The following is a 17772-nucleotide window of genomic DNA, read 5'->3' as shown; positions in this document are numbered from 1 at the left end:
CAACGCGATTCTATTGAAGAAACGATAGAGCCCTATTTGCTTCAAATTGGCTTTATACAAAGAACTCCAAGGGGTAGAATGCTTGCAAATAAAGCCTATGAACATCTAGGAATTGCAAAAATAAATAAAAAAATTCAAGATAATTTTTTTGATGAAATTGAATGAAAATAAAACTCAAGCTGAGTGTATTTTATGTGGCAATAAACATCACATAGAAATTAAAAATAAGAACGCTAATAGCTTTGAAATCTGCACATCTTGTGGAATAATTAGAAATATAGATTTAACACAAAAAACGCAAGAATTTGAAATTAAAAATAAATTTTCTATCTCAAAAATAAAATTAGTTCGTGCTTTAAATCAGGCAAAATTTTTACTAGAGCAAATAACAAAATTTATTGAGCCACCAAAATTTTTACTTGATATTTCCGCTAGAAATGGGGTTTTTGCAAACCTTGCAAAGGATAAAAATTTTAATGTAATCGCGACCGAAGAAAATCCAAATTACGCTAATTTCATTAGAAATACTTTCGGTTTAACCACGCTTAATGATAATATTTTCAACATTAATTTTTCACAAAAATTTGATATTATAACAATCTTAAATTCTTTTTGCGATTATCAAAAACCCTTTAATTTGCTTGAGAAAATTAATCTTTCTATCAAAGAAAATGGTATTTTATTATTAGGCTTTAGGGATATTGAAAACCCTAAAGTTTCTCCAAAAAGGCTATTTAGCAATGAAATTTCTTACTTTTTCAATTATGAAAATTTGAAATGGCTTTTATTCAAAGCTGGTTTTGAAATTATAGATGATTTTAGCCAAGAATTTTCTAATTTCAGATATTTCACCTGCAAACGAGTTAGAAAGCCAAACTCAGCGGTTACCATTCCATTAAAAGAAAATTTTGAGAAAATTTTTCATATAACTTCAGAATATAATTCAGAAAATTATTATAAAAATTCTTCACCTTATAATAAATTTGCTTATAAAATAAAAACTTATCCGAAAGAATATTTTTCTTAAAAATAAATTAAATTTTATGGCAATCACATCTGAGCAGAAAAAAGAATTAGCAGAAATTCAAAATCTTACCTTCAAAACTAAGCGTGCAACCGTTCCAGCTTTGGAAGAAATTTTATTTGAGCCGATAAATATTTTGGATCATGGCTTTATTCGTGTGGTTGATTATATGGGTGATGATAACGCTATAGTGCAATCAGCCCGCGTATCTTACGGCAAGGGCACTAAGCAAGTTAATCAAGATAAAGGCTTGATAAATTATCTAATGCGTCATTGGCACACAACCCCTTTTGAAATGTGCGAGATTAAATTTCACATCAAACTTCCGATATTTATTGCACGCCAATGGATTCGCCACCGCACTGCAAATGTGAATGAATATTCCGCAAGATATTCAATTATGGATAAAGAATTTTACATTCCCTCACCTGAGAATTTAGCACCGCAATCAAAGCAAAATCATCAAGGAAGAGCAGAAGGTGAGCCACTTACAGGCGATGAAGCAAAGAGAGTTTTAGAGCTTCTAAAAAGGGATTCTCTGCAATGTTATGATGATTATGAGGAAATGTTAAATCACGATGCAGCAGGCAACATCAAAGATGAAAACCGCAGAGGCCTTGCCAGAGAGCTTGCTCGTATGAATTTAACGCTCAATTATTACACGCAATGGTATTGGAAAATTGACCTGCATAATCTAATGCATTTCCTTATGCTTCGTGCGGATTCTCACGCACAATATGAAATTCGTGCTTACGCTGATGCGATGATTGATGTGGTAAAACGCTGGTGTCCTTTTGCTTATGAGGCTTTTTCTGAATATAGAATGGGCGCATCGCACCTATCAAAAACCGCAACTGAGATTGTTAAGCGTGCCTTAAAAGGCGAAAAAATTACGCAAGAAAATTCAGGCCTTGGCAAAAGAGAATGGGAAGAATTTGCCGCTAAATTCTTGGGTTAAGGTTGCATAGATATGACTGCAAAGGCAGTTAGCAACACATTTATGAATAATTTGACGACACTATCTAAGCCCCAATTTTTTTGAAGTTAAGAATGCCGTCAGCTACGCTAACCATCACCACATTACCTTCTTTAACTTTACCACTGATAATATCAGATGCGAGGCGGTTTTGAAGCTCTCTCTGAATAACCCTTTTGAGCGGTCTTGCACCATAAATTGCATCATAACCATTTTGGGCAATCCAGCTTTTTGCTTCATCAGAAATGTTAAGCGTAATATTTTTCTGTTTAAGTTTAGCCAAGATATTTTTAAGCTGAATATCAACAATCCCAACCATATTTTCCCGCTTGAGCTTGTTGAATAACAATATTTCATCAAGGCGATTGATAAATTCTGGCCTGAAATTATTACGAACTTCCTGCATAACTTTCGGGCGAGCTAAATCAACTGGGTCATTTTCTTTAAGCTCGGCGATATATTGCGATCCTAAATTTGAGGTGAGAATTATAATTGTGTTAGTGAAATCAACCGTTCTGCCTTGAGAATCAGTTAATCTGCCCTCATCAAGCACTTGTAACAATATATTGAAAACATCAGGGTGGGCTTTTTCAACTTCATCAAATAGCACAACTTGGTAGGGGCGTCTGCGAACAGCTTCAGTTAAAACCCCACCTTCCTCATAGCCCACATAACCCGGAGGTGCACCGATAAGGCGAGAAACCGAGTGCTTTTCCATAAATTCACTCATATCAATGCGAACCATTGCGGTTTCATCATTGAAAATAAATTCAGCAAGTGCCTTTGTAAGCTCAGTTTTTCCAACACCGGTTGGCCCTAAAAATAGGAAGGAAGCAAGTGGCCTTCTTTCATCATTAAGCCCTGCTTTACTTCTACGCACTGCCTCACTAACCGCACGAACGGCTTCATCTTGCCCAACAACTCTTTTTGATAGATTTTTCTCCATCTCAATCAGTTTCAAGCGTTCACCTTCAAGCATTTTCTCAACTGGAATGCCCGTCCACTTAGCAACCACGCCTGCTATATCATCATCAGTAACGGCATCATGAACGAAGGTAACTTGGCTTTCTTCCTCAAGCTGCGAGAGTTTTTTCTGTAACGATGGAATAATGCCGTAAGCAAGCTCACCAGCCCTTGATAAATCCCCTTTTCTTTGGGCGATTTCTAAATCTTTTTTCGCTTCATCAATTTTACTTTTGATGTTTTTTAGGCCTGTTAATTTTTGTTTTTCTTTATCCCATTGTTCAGTGAGTTCTTTGGCTTTGGTTTCAACTTTTGCAAGCTCTTCCCTAATTTTAAGAAGTCTATCCATTGATGCCTCATCAGTTTCTTTGCTTAAGGCTTCTTGCTCAATTTTTAACTGAATGATTTTTCTATCAAGTTCATCAATTTTTTCAGGCTTGCTATCAACTTGCATTTTGAGTTTGCTGGCAGCTTCATCAACTAAGTCAATCGCTTTATCAGGCAAAAACCTATCAGTAATATAGCGGTTTGAGAGGGTTGCAGCGGCAACTATCGCACTATCAGAAATTTTAACGCCGTGATGCACTTCATATTTTCCTTTTAAGCCCCTTAAAATTGCAATCGTATCCTCAACGCTTGGCTCACCTACAAAAACTGGTTGGAAACGCCTTGCGAAAGCTGGATCTTTTTCAATATGTTTGCGATATTCATCAAGAGTAGTTGCACCAATGCAGTGCAATTCTCCCCTTGCAAGTGCTGGCTTTAGAAGGTTTGAAGCGTCCATCGCACCTTCACCCTTGCCTGCACCCATTAGAGTGTGAACTTCATCAATAAATAGAACAATATCGCCTTCTGCTTGACTGATTTCGTTGAGAATAGACTTAAGCCTTTCCTCAAACTCACCTCTAAAAGAAGTGCCAGCAATTAGCGAGCCTAAATCCAACGCCATTAGCCTTTTACCTTTTAGGTTTTCAGGAACATCACCCTGTACAATTCTTTGTGCTAACCCCTCAATGATAGCGGTTTTACCAACGCCCGGTTCACCAATTAAAATTGGATTATTTTTCGTTCTTCTTGAGAGAACTTGCATTGCTCTGCGGATTTCTTCATCACGCCCAATCACAGGATCAAGCTTGCCTTCAGAGGCTCTTTTGGTTAAATCTATGGAGAATTTTTCTAGTGATTGATAAGTGCTTTCAGCATTTGCGGAATCAGCTTTTCTGCCTTTCCGAACTTCTTTAATACCTTTTTGAAGTTTTGCTTGATTAAAACCACTTGCTTCAAAAATTTTGATAATTTCGCTAGTACCCTCCTCAAAAATTGCTTCAATAAATCTTTCAGAAGTGCCGAATTCATCTCCATTTTTCTTAGCAATTTCAGAGGTTAGCTCAAGTAATTTTGAAAGTTTTGGGTGAAGATAAAGCTCGCCTTCACTAGAACCTGAAACCTTTGGCAATCTTTCAATTTCCTTAATAATTTTGGAGTAAATATTATCAGCATCAGCACCATTTATCTGGGCAATTTTGCGGATAACCCCATCTTTCTCAGGGCTTAAAAGCGAAGCCACTACATGTAGTTCAGTTAATTGCTGATTCTTATTGCGAAGTGCGGATTGCGTTGCATCTTGCACCGCCTCCTGAAATGCTATTGTATATTTCTCTGGTTTGTAAGACATAGTTTTTTAGTTAAAAATATATTCTTACTTTAAGATAGTATTTGATTATTATCATTCAATAGACATAACTATAAAATTTAGCTATAAGGCATATTTACAACAAAACCCTTTACATTTCCTTGGTTTCGTGTAGAAAGCCCGAACTATTTGATGATAGTAGTTTATTAATGCCAGTAAATACTGGTTAACAATGGTAATCAATATGTCTGTTACAAAAAGAGCGGTTCTAAAAGCTGAACCAAGAAATAGCAAGGGCACTGGCTCTGCTAGAGATGCTAGAAAAAATGGTAATATCCCAATTACTATTTATGGCAAAAATAAGGAGCAACTTTTCCTTACAACCAATACTAAAGAGCTGAATACAGAGTATTTAAGGGGCAGGTTTTTCTCTAAAGTTGTAGAAATTGAAATTAATGGCAAGAAAATTCTTGCTAATCCTAAGGAAATTCAATTTGATAGGGTGAAAGATATTCCAATTCACGCAGATTTTATTGCAGTTGATGAGCATTCACAAATCAAAATTTCTGTTCCGGTTGAATTCTTGAACATAGAGAAATGCCCTGGTCTTAAAAGAGGTGGCGTTCTTAACGTGGTTAGAAGAACGGTTGATGTATTCTGTAACATTGATAATATTCCAGATAAGCTAACTGCCGATTTAGGTAATCTTAAAATTGGTGATAATATTAAATGGAGTGGCCTTGGTAAACCTGAAGGTGTTACGCCGTTCATCAAAAATAGAGATTTCACAATCGCAACTATTGCGGGTAGAGCTGAAGAAGAAAAAGCTGAAGGTGCTGATGCAAATGCACCTACTGCACCGGTTGTTACAGGTCAGAAAAATGCAAATGTTGCGGCAGCTGATGCGAAAGCTCCAGCGGGTGGTAAAGCCGCTGCAAAACCAGCTCCTAAGAAATAATTTCTTATTTTTTATAAAATCATTTAGCTATATAAGCCGAGCCATTTTGGTTCGGCTTTTTTGTTTGTAAATTCTATAAAAATTAAATGCGTTTTTTAATAAGCAAAAAATATAGAAATTTTTTTTCTGAAATATACGAAAAAGAATATAATGAAGGCAGGTTTGCTCTGCTAATCCCTATAATTTTTGCGTGCGGAATTGCATCTTACTTTGCGATAAAATATGAACCGAAAATTGATTCAATTTTCCTCGCATTAGCTCTATCTGCCTTACTTTTGGGGCTTTCACATTATAAAAAAAGAAGAATATTTTTATTTATTTCAGTTGGTTTTGTAATTTTTTCACTCGGTTTTTTGTTAGCAAAAATAGAAGCTGACTATAAAAATCACCCAAAAATACAAGAAAATCTGGGGGTCATATGGCTAAGGGCAAAAATTCAAAAAATAGAAACTGAGGATAAATTTATTCGGCTGATTCTTAGAGAAAATAATCTTTGGCAACCAGAAAGTGGGAAATTTTCAGAAAATAAAACCCCTAAATTAATTCGGTTAAATGTTAGAACAAAATTAACCCATAATGGTGAAGTTTTGGATTTCAAAAAACTCAATCAAAATGATTATATTCAGGTTAGGGTTATTCTCTCTCCGCCAGCTAAACTGCCAGCTTTTCCAAATGCGTATGATTTTGCTAAATATTCATATTTTGAAGAAATTGGGGCAGTAGGTTTTGCAATTTCTGAAGTAAAAATTCTGCAAAAAAATGAAGCTGATTTTATCCAAAAATTACGAATTAAAATTAATTATAGAATTGATAATTCATTTAACGATAAACAAATTAGTGCAATCGCAAAAGCCCTTGTAACTGGCGATAGAGCTGCACTAGATAATAAAACCAATGAAGCCCTTAGATATAGTGGGCTTGGGCATATTTTATCAATTTCAGGGTTGCACCTTTCAATCGTAATGGTTTGGGTTTATGGCCTTATAAGGCTTGTAATTGCTTTGTTTCCAGCTTTTGCTTTGCGTTTTGATAGTAAAAAAATCAGTGCGATTTTTGCAATATTATTTGGTCTAATCTATTTATATATAGCAAATAAGCCAATTCCAGCGGTTCGCTCATATTTAATGCTAACATTATTTTTCTTAGGAATTTTACTTAATAGGGAAATTTCTCCCTTCAGACCGCTTGCAGTTGCAGGGTTCCTAATATTAATAATTGAGCCAAGCTCTTTAGTAAATGTATCTTTTCAGCTCTCTTTTGGCTCTATAATTGCACTTGCTGGTGTATATGAAATTTATGCAAAATTTAGTAAAAAATCTGATTTATCTGAACAGGAAAATTTTTTCAAAAAAAGTCTAAAATATTTATTTGGAATTATGGCCTCCTCACTAATTGTTGGGGTGGTAACAGGGCCAATTATCGCTTATCATTTTAGTAATATATCCAAGTTTTCTGCGGCTTCTAACTTAATTACTTTGCCATTCGTAAGTTTTGTAACAATGCCGGCACTTGCGATTGCATCAGTATTTTCAGGGTTTGAATTTAGTGAATTTTTATTTAAGCCCGCTGAATTTGGAATTAGAATGATGTTATTTTGTGCCGAAAAATTTGGCGACGCAAAAACCTCAACAATTAGAGTTTCTGCACTTCCTGAGTATTTTTTAATTTTAGTTTGCGTTGGTTGGGTATGGTTTTTTGTGTTCACTTCAAAAATAAGATATTTTGCTTTGCCCTTTATTTTTGCAATTTATTTAGTGATGATTTTTGCTCAAAAGCAACCAGATATTTTGATAGATGAAAAAGGTAAAACCTTTATTATAAAAGCTTATGATAAATATTATATCTACGGCAGAACTGGGGGGTTTAAGCTCAAGCAATATAAGGAAAAACTTGGCGTTGCAGAATTTTTTAGGCTGAAAAAAAATGAGGATTTTTTATGTAAAGAAAATTTCTGCTCGCTAAAAAATATTCTAATTATTCGTGGTTTACACAAGGAAAACCAGGCGTTATGCGAATCACATAAAGTTATAATTAATCTTACTAATCAAAAAATTTGCGATAATAAAAAAGTAATTAGCTTAAAAAATCTCTCTAAAAACGGCACGCATTTAATTTGGCAAAACGGCAGAATAGAGAACTCAAGAGCTTCTTCTGGCTTAAGAATTTGGAATGAGTAAGTTATATTTTTGAAGCTAACTACCTGACTTCATAGGTATAAAACTAAGATAGATTTGCTTTAGTTTTTTATAAAGTTCTTACCAATTATTCTTAAAATTTAGGAATTTATCTTTGAGGCTATCTTTAATGTCATCAACTTGGGTTCGCTCTTTTTCCTTATATTTTTGATAAAATTTTTGCCTTTTATCTTCTTCAACTAAATTTTGTTTTGAGGCTTGTTGAATTTTTTGATAATCTCTTAAAAATATTTCTTTTGCAGTTATTGCTTCTGGCGTGTTGATGAGTGTCAAGCAATCCCAAGCCGCTTTTGCTAAATCTTTTCTTGAGCTATAAAGTGCATTTTGTAAAACATAAACAGCCCCTTCCGCGTTAGAACCTAGATAACCCGCCTGCCTCAAATGATAATAATAATTGATAGTTAGCATATCTTGTTCAATATCAAACATTGGTTTTAATTGTTTTGGAAAGCCTTGCACGCCTATAGATTTTCTAATGGTTGAGATTTTTTTTCTAAGGTTATGCCGCTCTTGCAGTTCAATTTCTTCAACGAGGGAAAAGATTTTTTCTTTTCTGGTGGGCTTAGATGTAAAATGTTTTTGAGCCACATAATAAGTGCCAAAAATTAATATCATTGTAAGGCAAGCACCAACGATAAAAGGATTTTGTAACCTGCCTGTTACAATTGAATAAACCATTAAAAGCGGTGCGATTGGAATTAGCAGAAGCAAGATAAGAAAATTCCGCAATGGTGCATCATCAGATGCAGTTGGTAGCATTATTCCGGGTTTTTTTTCGGACATAAATTAGGGGTTAGGGGTTGGGGATTAGGGGTTGGGTAAATTCTATTAAGCCCTAATACCTAAGCCCTAATTTACTCAAAATATGATTCTAAATCTATAATAAAAACATTTCTACCTTTGGCTGAGAGTGCGAGCTTTCCTTCAACGAGTTTTTTTGCAAATGAGCCAAAAATATCAAATCTCCAGCCTTCCATCGCTTTGTTATTGTAATCACCAGTTGCAATTTTTTTAAGTTCTTCTAAATCGCAAATCACCGTGGGTGCAACATCATTCTCAATTGCTTGATTGCGAAGTAAAATTTTAAGAAGCGTAACCACTGGCATTAAGTTATCTGGAATAGAAACTGACTTTTCAAAATTTAACTTAGTATTGCTATTTATAGCCTCTCTAACTTGTTCTACAATTTCATTTGCAGTTCTTTCATCAAATTTTAGAAATCTACTATCAGATAAATCACTTGCTTTTTTTGGCTTTCTGAAGGCAATTTCTTGAATTGCATCATCTTTCATTATCCACATTCTAGGCTTGTTTAGATGCATTGCTTTGTTTTCTCGCCAGCTTGCAAGCCCTCTTAAAATCCGCAAATATTCTTCATCAGTGCTTCTAAATTTAATTTTCAGCCAAGCATCTTCAGGATTAGTCTTGTATAAATTTTCATTAAGAAGTTTTTGCATTTCCTCTTTTGCCCAATTTAAGCGATTTCGCTTAATGAGTGTTTCTTTAATTTTGAGATAAATTTTTTTGAGATAAATTACATCATCAAGTGCATAAGCAATCTGAGATTCTGTAAGTGGCCTTTTTAGCCAATCTGTAAACCGAGCTGATTTATCAATATTTGTATCGCAATAATGCTCAACTAATTTAGAATAGCTAATTGCTTCACCAAAGCCGAGGATTTTCCCAGCGATTTGGGTATCAAAAATATTTCTTGGAAGAACGCCAAACTGATTCATCAATATTTCCAAATCTTGCTGGGAAGCGTGAAAAACCTTAGTTATTTTTTCATCTTGTAAAGCTTCATTTAAGATATTCAAATCAATTTCTTGCGATAGAGGTTCAATCACAAATTCGCCATCACTATAACCAATTTGAATTAATCCGAGGTTTGGAAAATAAGTTTTTTCCCTAACAAATTCAGTATCAAGGGTGATAAATTCATCATTCTTTCTGATGTAATCAATTTTCTTAACTAAATCTTCAGTTCTTGTAATAATTTGCATAATCTAAAACATTTCAAATGGATAGTAATCCCTAAAAAACTTCTCGCAATATAATTATTGTTTAATAAATAAAAAAAGTTTAGTGTTTGAAAAAACCAAATTTCAAAAATTTTATGAATAAGCCACTACTAAAAAACTCTCAAAATAATATTACTCATATTGCCAAAAATGCTGAGTTTTCTGACAAACTAGAGCTTGTTAAAAATAAACCAAGCTGGGATTATATCAATTTTTCTTTTGATAATTTACTGCGTGAAGAATTTAATGAATTAGGTGATGCAATTAAAGAAAAAGATGAAATTGAAACGCTTGATGGTGCGTTTGATGTTTCGGTAATTGCACTTAATATTGCTTATAAATTATTTAGGTTGAAAGGCTTTTCTCATGAGGAATCTGTTGCAAAAACTGAGGAAGGTTTCCACAGAGTTCTTGATTCTAATTTATCAAAACTCCACCCAGATGGTTCAGTTAAATATCGTGAAGATGGAAAAGTTTTAAAGCCTTCAACCTTCTTCTCACCAGAGTTTGAAGATTTGTTAGGGTAATTATCTCCTCTCAAAATCTATTCTTGGGTCAACAATTACATACATTATATCTCCGATTAGGTTTAAGATTAACCCTAATAGTGTGAATATGAAAAGTGAGCCGAAGATTACTGGATAATCACGAGAAATTGTTGCTTCAAACGCAAGCAAACCAAGCCCATCAAGTGAGAATATAATCTCAATTAAAAAAGCACCTGCAAACAAAATTCCAACAAAAGCTGAAGGAAAACCAGCAATCACAATCAGCATCGCATTTCTAAAAATATGGCCATAAAGAACTTTTTTCTCAGTGCAACCTTTTGCCCTTGCAGTGATTACATAATTTTTAGAAATTTCTTCAAGAAATGAATTTTTGCAAAGTAGAGTAAGGCTTGCAAAACCACCTATAACCATTGAAATTATTGGTAAAGTAATATGCCATAGATAATCTTTAATTTTACCTATTGTGTTTAATTCCTCAAAATTATCTGAAACCAAACCTTTTAGAGGGAATATTGAAAAATAACTCCCACCTGCAAATAAAACTATCAGAAGAATTGCGAATAAAAATGAAGGAATCGCATAACCAATTATAATTATAAAACTTGAGGCAACATCAAAGTTAGAGCCATCTTTAACAGCTTTTCTTATGCCTAGTGGAATTGAAACTAAATAGGTTAAAAGTGTTGTCCAAAGCCCAAGAGAAATAGAAACTGGAAGTTTTTGCTTAATCAACTCTAAAACATTTTGATCCCGATAAAAACTTGTATCAAAATCAAAAGTGATAAATTTTTTTAGCATTTGAAGGAATCTTTCATGGGCTGGTTTATCAAAGCCATATATTTTCTCAATCTTCGCAACAATCTCTGGGTGAAGCCCACGAGAACCTGAGTATTTTATCTCCCCTGCAGATGAAACCCCACCTTGCGTTAATTTATTTGGGCTAGTTGCAAAATCTTTATTAGCGGAGGTAAAACGCTCAGTAAAAGCTTGGTCGTAGCCCTTGATTCTCGCAATAGCCTGCTCAACTGGCCCACCGGGGGCAGCTTGAATAACAATAAAGTTAATAAGCAACACACCCAAAAGCGTTGGAACAATAAGTAAAAGCCTTTTTAGAATATACTTTAACACAATCTAAAATTGATATATTGTTTAGTTAGTTAATTTGTTCAAAAATTTCAAAAATTCAAATGGTTTGGCGAATTTCATTAATAACTTCCTTCATAGTTTTGATAGCAGTATTTGTTCTGCTTTTCAATTACTCATTGGAAGTCATTAGAAAAAACAACGCTGAAAAGGAAATTCTAGAGATTTCCAAAAATCGTGCAATCAGGTTTTATAATATGATGACTTATGAAGATAAGGAAAACCTCTATAAATTACCCTGCACAGATAATATCGCAAAATCTTGTTTTAATGCTCAAAGAATGAAGTCAAAACTGCTAGAAGCAATAGCTGGTGGTGCAATAGTTAGTGCAGATTTAATTAGCGATAAATTATATAATTTGGTGCAAAGTAAAATTGCTGAGAATAAATTTAAGCAGTTAATTAACACCGCAAGTAAGGAAGGGCAGGCGGTTTTTACAGAGCATTATCTTTATAATGATTCCAGCAAAAAAGTTACAATCGTAACATTGGACTTATTTTATTTAAGCAAAGATAACGCCCTGAAAGGCTTATATATTATAACTTACAGCTATAATGATCTACTCGCAAAAGATGTTATACCACTTTATGGAATATTACTAATTTTGTTTTTAGTTTCAATTTCTCTGATAATTTTATTCATTGTAATGAATGGTAATAGTAACGCTAAAAAATTTGATGAATTATTTGAAGAAAACCAAAGAGCTCAGCACGAAATTGATAAATTGAAGAAGGAAAATATTCAGCAATCCCAATTTTTGGCTAATTTTACGCATGAACTTAGAACTCCCCTAAATTCTATAATTGGCTTTTCTGGCCTTATTAAAGAAGAAACTCTTGGTGGGGTTGGTAATCCTGAATATAAAAAATTCGCAACGGATATTAATAATTCTGGCACGCATTTGCTTTCGCTAATTAATGACATTTTAGATTTTTCTAAAGCAGAAGTTGGAAGACTAAAAGTAAATGTTGCTGAAACAGATATTGTTAAGCTTTCCAAGCAATGTATGGCAATTGTTGCACCACGTGCAAGTGAATCTGGCGTTGATTTATTACAAAGTTTTGCAGATAATAATATCATCTTAAAAACTGATGCGAAAAGGTTAAAACAAGTTATTTTGAACTTGCTTTCAAATTCAGTAAAGTTCACTCCAGAAGGTGGAAGTGTTACTATATCAGTGTTTCCAGATCTCAAAACTAACAGATTATTCATTGAAGTGAGTGATACAGGCGTTGGAATTTCTGAGAAAGACCTTCCAACCGTTCTCTCGCTTTTTGGTCAAGCAGAAACTAATCTCAACCGAAAATATGAAGGTTCTGGAATTGGTTTGCCTTTTGCAAAAAAACTTACCAATTTGATGGGTGGCACTTTTGAAATTTCAAGTAAAGTTGGCTTAGGAACAAGGGTAACGCTTGCCTTCCCTTATGATAAAAAACTTAACGCAGAATATAAAGATGGCATAGAAAACATTGGGAAAGTTATTTAGTATTTGTAAGAAGATGTAAGCTAGAAGCTTAATTTAACATTGGCAATATTCTTCACCTTCAGCTTGAAAATCAATAGCATCATTATTATTGAGGGATTGTAAAGCAGGGTTTTCAATTAAGTGATTATAAAAATCATTCACTGCTTTTATAACATCATCGGCTTCTGCTTGTTGCATTACAAATTTGCGAAACTCTGCTGAGCCGTGCTTTCCTGCGGAATACCAGCCTAAATGCTTTTTCGCCATTCTATGGCCAACCACTTTGCCGTAATGCTCAAGCATTGAAATATAATGCTCTATCACTATATTTTTTTGTTCTTCCAAAGTTGGGTCTGGCGTTATATTTTCACCACTTAAATATTCTGCAATTTGAGAAATTATCCAAGGCTTACCATAACTGCCCCTTCCAATCATTACGCCATCTGCACCAGATTTCTCTAAGGCGGTTTCAGCATCAGAAAAAGTTTTTATATCACCATTTACGATAACCGGAATTTTAACTGCATCTTTCACATTCCTCACAAATTGCCAATCTGCCTTGCCATTATAAAATTGGCAACGCGTTCTGCCGTGAACAGTTAGCATTTGAATCCCTACATCTTCAGCGATTTTAGCAAGGTTTGGAGCGTTTAAGCTATTATGATCCCAGCCCATTCGCATTTTCATTGTTACTGGAATTTTAACCGCCTTAACGGTTGCTTCCATAACCTCGCGTGCGAGTTTTTCATCTCTCATCATTGAACTGCCAGCGTGCTGACCATTAGTAACTTTTTTGACAGGACAACCGAAATTTATATCAATGATGTTTGCACCCTTGGCTTCATTGATGCGTGCAGCTTCTGCCATAATCTCAGGCTCGCAACCAGCAAGCTGCACAGACATTGGGTAAGTTTCAGGTGCGTCATAACAGCCGGCTTTCTTATGGTTTTCCTGCTCTTTAAGAACCATCGCTTTGCTTGCAATCATTTCTGAGACAACTAACGCTGCACCAAATTTCTTCTTAACAAGCCTTCTAAATGGCGGATCAGTAATGCCGCTAAGCGGAGCTAAAATCACATTATTTTCAAGCTCAACATTGCCAATTTTTATTTTAAGAGAATTTTTCATGCGGGGCTCATTACACCAAAAAGCAAGGAAATTCAAGGAAATTAGGAGTTAGTAATTAGGCACTGGTAATTAGTGGAAGATGATTTTTTAATTCCTAATGCCCATTTCCTAACGCCCAACTCCCAAAAACTACTCAACAATTCTACGTTTGCCAGTATGATCGGCAGGAGTGATGATTCCTTCCCTTTCCATTTGATCAATCAAATTTGCGGCTTTGTTATAGCCGATTTTGAAAACTCTTTGAAGGTAACTTGTAGAAACTTTTTTATCTCGCAAAATTACTGCAACGGCTTGGGAATATAGGGAATCCTTGCCATTTCCATCAGAATTTTCAGAATCTTCTGTGAACATATCTTCTTCAGCGGTTGTAACATCTTGCACATAATTTGGCTTGCCTTGAGAACGCAAATATTCTGAAACTTGATGCACTTCTTCATCGCTAACAAAAGGCCCATGAACCCTTGTAATTCTAGTGCCAACGCCCATAAATAATAAATCGCCTCGTCCAAGTAACTGCTCCGCACCCTGTTCGCCGAGAATTGTTCTACTATCAATTTTGGAAGTTACTTGATAACTTATTCTGCTAGGAAAATTCGCCTTGATTATACCGGTAATTACATCAACGCTTGGCCTTTGAGTTGCAAGAATTACATGGATTCCAGCAGCTCTTGCCATTTGTGCAAGCCTCTGCACTGAGGCCTCAATTTCCTTACCGGCAACTAGCATTAAATCCGCCATTTCGTCCACTACAACAACAATATAAGGCAGTTTTTCCATTTCTAGAGGCACTTCCTCAGTTATAGGTGAGCCAGAATCAATATCATAGCCAGTTTGCACATTTCGTGTGAGAATTTTTCCAGCCTTTTTTGCCTCTAAAATTTTTTCATTATAGCCATCAATATTTCTAACATTAAGCTGAGACATAAGGCGATAGCGGTTTTCCATCTCTTTAACCGTCCATTTTAATGCAACAATTGCCTTTTGAGGCTCAGTAACAACAGGTGAAAGTAAGTGCGGAATATCTTGATAAACTGAGAGTTCCAACATTTTTGGATCAATCATTATAAATTTACATTCCTGCGGTGAAAATTTATAAAGCAAAGAAAGTATCATACCATTCAAACCAACGGATTTGCCTGATCCGGTAGTTCCTGCAACTAACAAATGCGGAGTTTTAGCCAAATCCACAACGACAGCTTTGCCGGAAATATCTTTTCCCAAGCATATTGGCAGTGCCATTTTTGCTTTTCTAAATTCATTGGAAAGCAAAAGCTCTTTGAAATAAACTGTTTCACGCGATGAGTTTGGCAGCTCTATACCAATCGCATTCTGACCTGCAATAACCGCAATTCTAGTTGAAGTTGCAGACATAGACCTTGCAATATCATCAGCTAAACCAATTATTCTAGAGGATTTTGTTCCGGGTGATGGCTCTAATGAATAAAGTGTTACAACCGGCCCCGGTTGCACTTCAATAATTTTGCCCTGAACTCCAAAATCACCAAGAGTTTTTTCAAGCATCTCAGCATTTGATTGCAGGGAATCCGCACTTGGCCTTTTGGTTTTTTGATCCTCTGGCAGGCTCAACAAGGAAAGTGGCGGAAGCTGGAAAGAATCCCGCATTTCCATATCAAGAGTATGCTGTATTTTATCAGTTAATTTGGCGGTTTCTTCTTTTATATTTGTAATCTTTTTCGGCTTTTTAGGTGTTTTATTTGAAACATTTTCAATCGCAGAATCAACAATTTCATACTCCTTATTTGCTTCCTCTAATTTGCCAGAAAACGCATCAATAGTAAAGCGGACAAAGTTTGAAATTTGCTGATATAAAAATTTTACCGCAAATGAAATTGTTAAATATGAAATAATCGCAACCTTAAACCAAGTTTTAAGTGAGATACTAATTGTAAATAAAGCCGTGGTTAGAAAAAAGAATAAAAAGAAGATGAAATATACCAGCCCACCAATTAATGGCTCTAGCTTGCCTGCAAGCATAGCACCAATAAAACCGCCATTGCTAGAGGTTGGATAATCAGAAGGCATGCCGAAGAATTTATCAAAATAGCCTAAAAATCCAGCAAAACCAATTAATGAAATTAGCAGAAAAGTAAATTTTATCGCTGGGTGATTATACCAGATTTCCTCAGCTTCATTATTTTTTATGTTAGTATAAACAATTTTTATACCCCATAAAATCATAACTAAACCGAAATAATAACTGGCACTTCCAAGAAAAGTTATCAGCAGAGATGAAAGGTTTGAACCAATTACACCAGCCCAGTTTTTAATGACGGCACTGCTTGAAAAATTCCAAGATGGATCAAACGGGTTATAGGAAAAAACTGAAAAAATAGAAATTATCCCGAGCAAAAATAAAATCGCCCCAAATAAAATTTTTAATGTTATTAAAAAATATTCTTTCATAAAAATTGAAAAACCCTTCTCATATAATCAAAACTAATACATATTGCGAAAATATGAATTGAAATTAAAATAAATATTGCAATTTCTTATAGCTTGTAAGTTAATGTTGTAAAAAGATTATGGATAGAGAAAATTTAATAAATAGCTTTCTAAAAAATTCAATAAGTGAGAATTTTACTAGAGAAAAAATAAAAGGTGATGCATCTTTTAGAAAATATGAACGCATAATTTGTGAAGGAAAAAACTATATTCTAATGGATGCCCCACCTGAGAAAGAAGATGTAAAACCTTTCATAAATATCTGCAAAACCCTTATAAATCTTGGTTTTTCTGCCCCAAATATTTTTAATGAGGATATTCAAAACGGATTTTTATTATTGGAAGATTTTGGTGATAATAAATTCAGCACAATCCTTATAAATAATATAAATCAAGAGGAAAAACTCTATAAAAATGCAGTTGATTGCTTAATTGAATTATATAAAAAAACCGCCTCGCAAAAATTTTCTATTGCGGAATATGGAAAAACAAAATTGCTGGAAGAGGCTAATTTGTTTACTAATTGGTTCATTCCATATTTTTTTAAACCAAGTGAAAGCGAATTAAATTCTATCAAAAAAGCATATGAAGAAATTATTTTAGAAGCAATTTCTAAATTAAATTATCCAAATAATTGTTTAGTTTTAAGAGATTATCACGCCGATAATTTAATTGATTTGCCAGAAAGAAAAACCTTCCAAAATGTTGGATTACTTGACTTTCAAGATGCGTTAGTTGGAAACCCCGCTTATGACTTAGCCTCCCTTTTAGAAGATGCACGGCGTGATGTTTCAATCAATATTCAGCATAAAATGTTTGATTATTTTGTAGAAAAACTTGCGCTAGATAAAGCAAAATTTATGCAAGATTATCAAATAATCGCAATGCAAAGAAACCTCAAAATTCTTGGTATTTTCACCCGTCTAAAAGTTAGAGATGGTAAAGAAAATTACCTGCAATTTATACCAAGAGTTAAAAATTATTTAATGCAAGATTTGCAAAATAAATCATTAGAAAATGCAAAAAACTTCATCACAAAATTCATCTAAAATTGATAGCGGCATTATCTTTTCAGCTGGGCTTGGCACAAGGTTTAAGCCAATTACAGATTCTATTCCAAAGCCACTTGTTGAGCTAAAAAATAAAGCTTTGATTTCATATAATATTGAAGTTTTTGAAAATGCAAAAATCCAAAATATTTTTGCTAATAGCTTTTATTTAGCTGAAAAATTAGAAGATTATATCTCAAAAAATCACCCTTCAGTAAAAATATTTAGAGAAGCAGAACGCCTT

Annotated in this window: 15 protein-coding genes; 9 read left to right on the top strand and 6 right to left on the bottom strand. The window is 34.2% G+C overall.

From position 1 onward, the window contains the following. The 3 genes from SFT90_05215 to thyX all read left to right on the top strand — a co-directional run. The coding region (locus tag SFT90_05215; protein ID MDX1949882.1) for a Holliday junction DNA helicase RuvB C-terminal domain-containing protein at positions 1 to 165 on the top strand (165 nt) is incomplete at its 5' end. After that, a complete protein-coding gene (locus tag SFT90_05210) occupies positions 152 to 1027 on the top strand; it encodes a methyltransferase domain-containing protein (GenBank protein ID MDX1949881.1) in 876 nt (291 codons plus the stop codon). The genes SFT90_05215 and SFT90_05210, both read left to right, overlap by 14 nt. Before the next feature lie 16 nt (positions 1028 to 1043). Continuing rightward, entirely contained in the window at positions 1044 to 1982 is a 939-nt protein-coding gene (thyX, locus tag SFT90_05205) for an FAD-dependent thymidylate synthase (GenBank protein MDX1949880.1), read from the top strand. 64 nt (positions 1983 to 2046) lie between these two features. Here the strand turns inward: thyX and clpB are convergent, their stop codons facing one another. Then, positions 2047 to 4638, bottom strand: coding sequence for an ATP-dependent chaperone ClpB (clpB, locus tag SFT90_05200; GenBank protein MDX1949879.1), 2592 nt, complete (start codon positions 4636 to 4638; stop codon positions 2047 to 2049). Positions 4639 to 4840: 202 nt separating this feature from the next. On the opposite strand from clpB, the gene SFT90_05195 reads away from it, so the two are divergent. Further along, positions 4841 to 5554 (top strand): 50S ribosomal protein L25/general stress protein Ctc, encoded by a 714-nt coding sequence (locus SFT90_05195; GenBank protein ID MDX1949878.1) that lies wholly within the window; start codon positions 4841 to 4843, stop codon positions 5552 to 5554. An 86-nt stretch (positions 5555 to 5640) separates the two neighbouring features. Then, complete coding sequence (locus SFT90_05190; GenBank protein MDX1949877.1) at positions 5641 to 7731, top strand: ComEC/Rec2 family competence protein; 2091 nt, start codon at positions 5641 to 5643, stop codon at positions 7729 to 7731. A 78-nt stretch (positions 7732 to 7809) separates the two neighbouring features. On the opposite strand, the gene SFT90_05185 is transcribed toward SFT90_05190, so the two are convergent. Together SFT90_05185 and rnd are read right to left on the bottom strand one after the other, a co-directional pair. Beyond that, positions 7810 to 8532 carry a hypothetical protein gene (locus SFT90_05185; protein MDX1949876.1) on the bottom strand — a complete coding sequence of 241 codons (723 nt, stop codon included), beginning with the start codon at positions 8530 to 8532 and terminating at the stop codon, positions 7810 to 7812. Positions 8533 to 8603: 71 nt separating this feature from the next. Further along, the gene (rnd, locus tag SFT90_05180) at positions 8604 to 9752 is read right to left on the bottom strand and encodes a ribonuclease D (protein MDX1949875.1); all 1149 of its coding nucleotides are present in this window, start codon (positions 9750 to 9752) and stop codon (positions 8604 to 8606) included. A gap of 113 nt (positions 9753 to 9865) precedes the next feature. Here rnd and SFT90_05175 point away from each other — a divergent pair, with 113 nt between their 5' ends. After that, positions 9866 to 10297 carry a hypothetical protein gene (locus SFT90_05175; GenBank protein MDX1949874.1) on the top strand — a complete coding sequence of 144 codons (432 nt, stop codon included), beginning with the start codon at positions 9866 to 9868 and terminating at the stop codon, positions 10295 to 10297. Here SFT90_05175 and yejB read toward each other — a convergent pair whose 3' ends face one another. Then, positions 10298 to 11407 (bottom strand): microcin C ABC transporter permease YejB, encoded by a 1110-nt coding sequence (gene yejB, locus SFT90_05170; GenBank protein ID MDX1949873.1) that lies wholly within the window; start codon positions 11405 to 11407, stop codon positions 10298 to 10300. It abuts the gene before it with no gap. A gap of 59 nt (positions 11408 to 11466) precedes the next feature. On the opposite strand from yejB, the gene SFT90_05165 reads away from it, so the two are divergent. Beyond that, positions 11467 to 12909: an ATP-binding protein gene (locus SFT90_05165; protein MDX1949872.1), complete on the top strand. Its 1443-nt coding sequence runs from the start codon at positions 11467 to 11469 to the stop codon at positions 12907 to 12909. 33 nt (positions 12910 to 12942) lie between these two features. On the opposite strand, the gene dusB is transcribed toward SFT90_05165, so the two are convergent. Both dusB and SFT90_05155 read right to left on the bottom strand, forming a co-directional pair. Then, the gene (gene dusB, locus SFT90_05160; protein MDX1949871.1) at positions 12943 to 14016 is read right to left on the bottom strand and encodes a tRNA dihydrouridine synthase DusB; all 1074 of its coding nucleotides are present in this window, start codon (positions 14014 to 14016) and stop codon (positions 12943 to 12945) included. Between the two features lie 129 nt (positions 14017 to 14145). Continuing rightward, entirely contained in the window at positions 14146 to 16440 is a 2295-nt protein-coding gene (locus tag SFT90_05155; protein MDX1949870.1) for a DNA translocase FtsK 4TM domain-containing protein, read from the bottom strand. A 119-nt stretch (positions 16441 to 16559) separates the two neighbouring features. Between SFT90_05155 and SFT90_05150 the strand changes: the two genes are divergently transcribed. Both SFT90_05150 and SFT90_05145 read left to right on the top strand, forming a co-directional pair. Beyond that, on the top strand, positions 16560 to 17528 hold the full coding sequence (locus tag SFT90_05150; protein MDX1949869.1) for a phosphotransferase: 969 nt from the start codon (positions 16560 to 16562) through the stop codon (positions 17526 to 17528). Next, a partial coding sequence (locus tag SFT90_05145; GenBank protein ID MDX1949868.1) for a sugar phosphate nucleotidyltransferase occupies positions 17497 to 17772 on the top strand: 276 nt, incomplete at its 3' end. The genes SFT90_05150 and SFT90_05145, both read left to right, overlap by 32 nt.

It is taken from the genome of Rickettsiales bacterium (genome assembly GCA_033762595.1).
Lineage (GTDB): Bacteria > Pseudomonadota > Alphaproteobacteria > Rickettsiales > UBA8987 > JANPLD01.
The sequence above is the reverse complement of the archived record's forward strand: the minus strand, read 5'-3'. Positions and strand labels throughout refer to the sequence as shown.

What these genes read in the sequence shown, in the direction of transcription:
- SFT90_05210 (MDX1949881.1), top strand. Translation starts at nt 152, where the DNA reads ATGAAATTGAATGAAAATAAAACTCAAGCTGAGTGTATTTTATGTGGC.
- rnd (MDX1949875.1), bottom strand. Translation starts at nt 9,752, where the DNA reads ATGCAAATTATTACAAGAACTGAAGATTTAGTTAAGAAAATTGATTAC.
- SFT90_05165 (MDX1949872.1), top strand. Translation starts at nt 11,467, where the DNA reads ATGGTTTGGCGAATTTCATTAATAACTTCCTTCATAGTTTTGATAGCA.
- SFT90_05150 (MDX1949869.1), top strand. Translation starts at nt 16,560, where the DNA reads ATGGATAGAGAAAATTTAATAAATAGCTTTCTAAAAAATTCAATAAGT.
- thyX (MDX1949880.1), top strand. Translation starts at nt 1,044, where the DNA reads ATGGCAATCACATCTGAGCAGAAAAAAGAATTAGCAGAAATTCAAAAT.
- clpB (MDX1949879.1), bottom strand. Translation starts at nt 4,638, where the DNA reads ATGTCTTACAAACCAGAGAAATATACAATAGCATTTCAGGAGGCGGTG.
- SFT90_05190 (MDX1949877.1), top strand. Translation starts at nt 5,641, where the DNA reads ATGCGTTTTTTAATAAGCAAAAAATATAGAAATTTTTTTTCTGAAATA.
- SFT90_05175 (MDX1949874.1), top strand. Translation starts at nt 9,866, where the DNA reads ATGAATAAGCCACTACTAAAAAACTCTCAAAATAATATTACTCATATT.
- SFT90_05195 (MDX1949878.1), top strand. Translation starts at nt 4,841, where the DNA reads ATGTCTGTTACAAAAAGAGCGGTTCTAAAAGCTGAACCAAGAAATAGC.
- SFT90_05185 (MDX1949876.1), bottom strand. Translation starts at nt 8,532, where the DNA reads ATGTCCGAAAAAAAACCCGGAATAATGCTACCAACTGCATCTGATGAT.
- dusB (MDX1949871.1), bottom strand. Translation starts at nt 14,016, where the DNA reads ATGAAAAATTCTCTTAAAATAAAAATTGGCAATGTTGAGCTTGAAAAT.
- SFT90_05155 (MDX1949870.1), bottom strand. Translation starts at nt 16,440, where the DNA reads ATGAAAGAATATTTTTTAATAACATTAAAAATTTTATTTGGGGCGATT.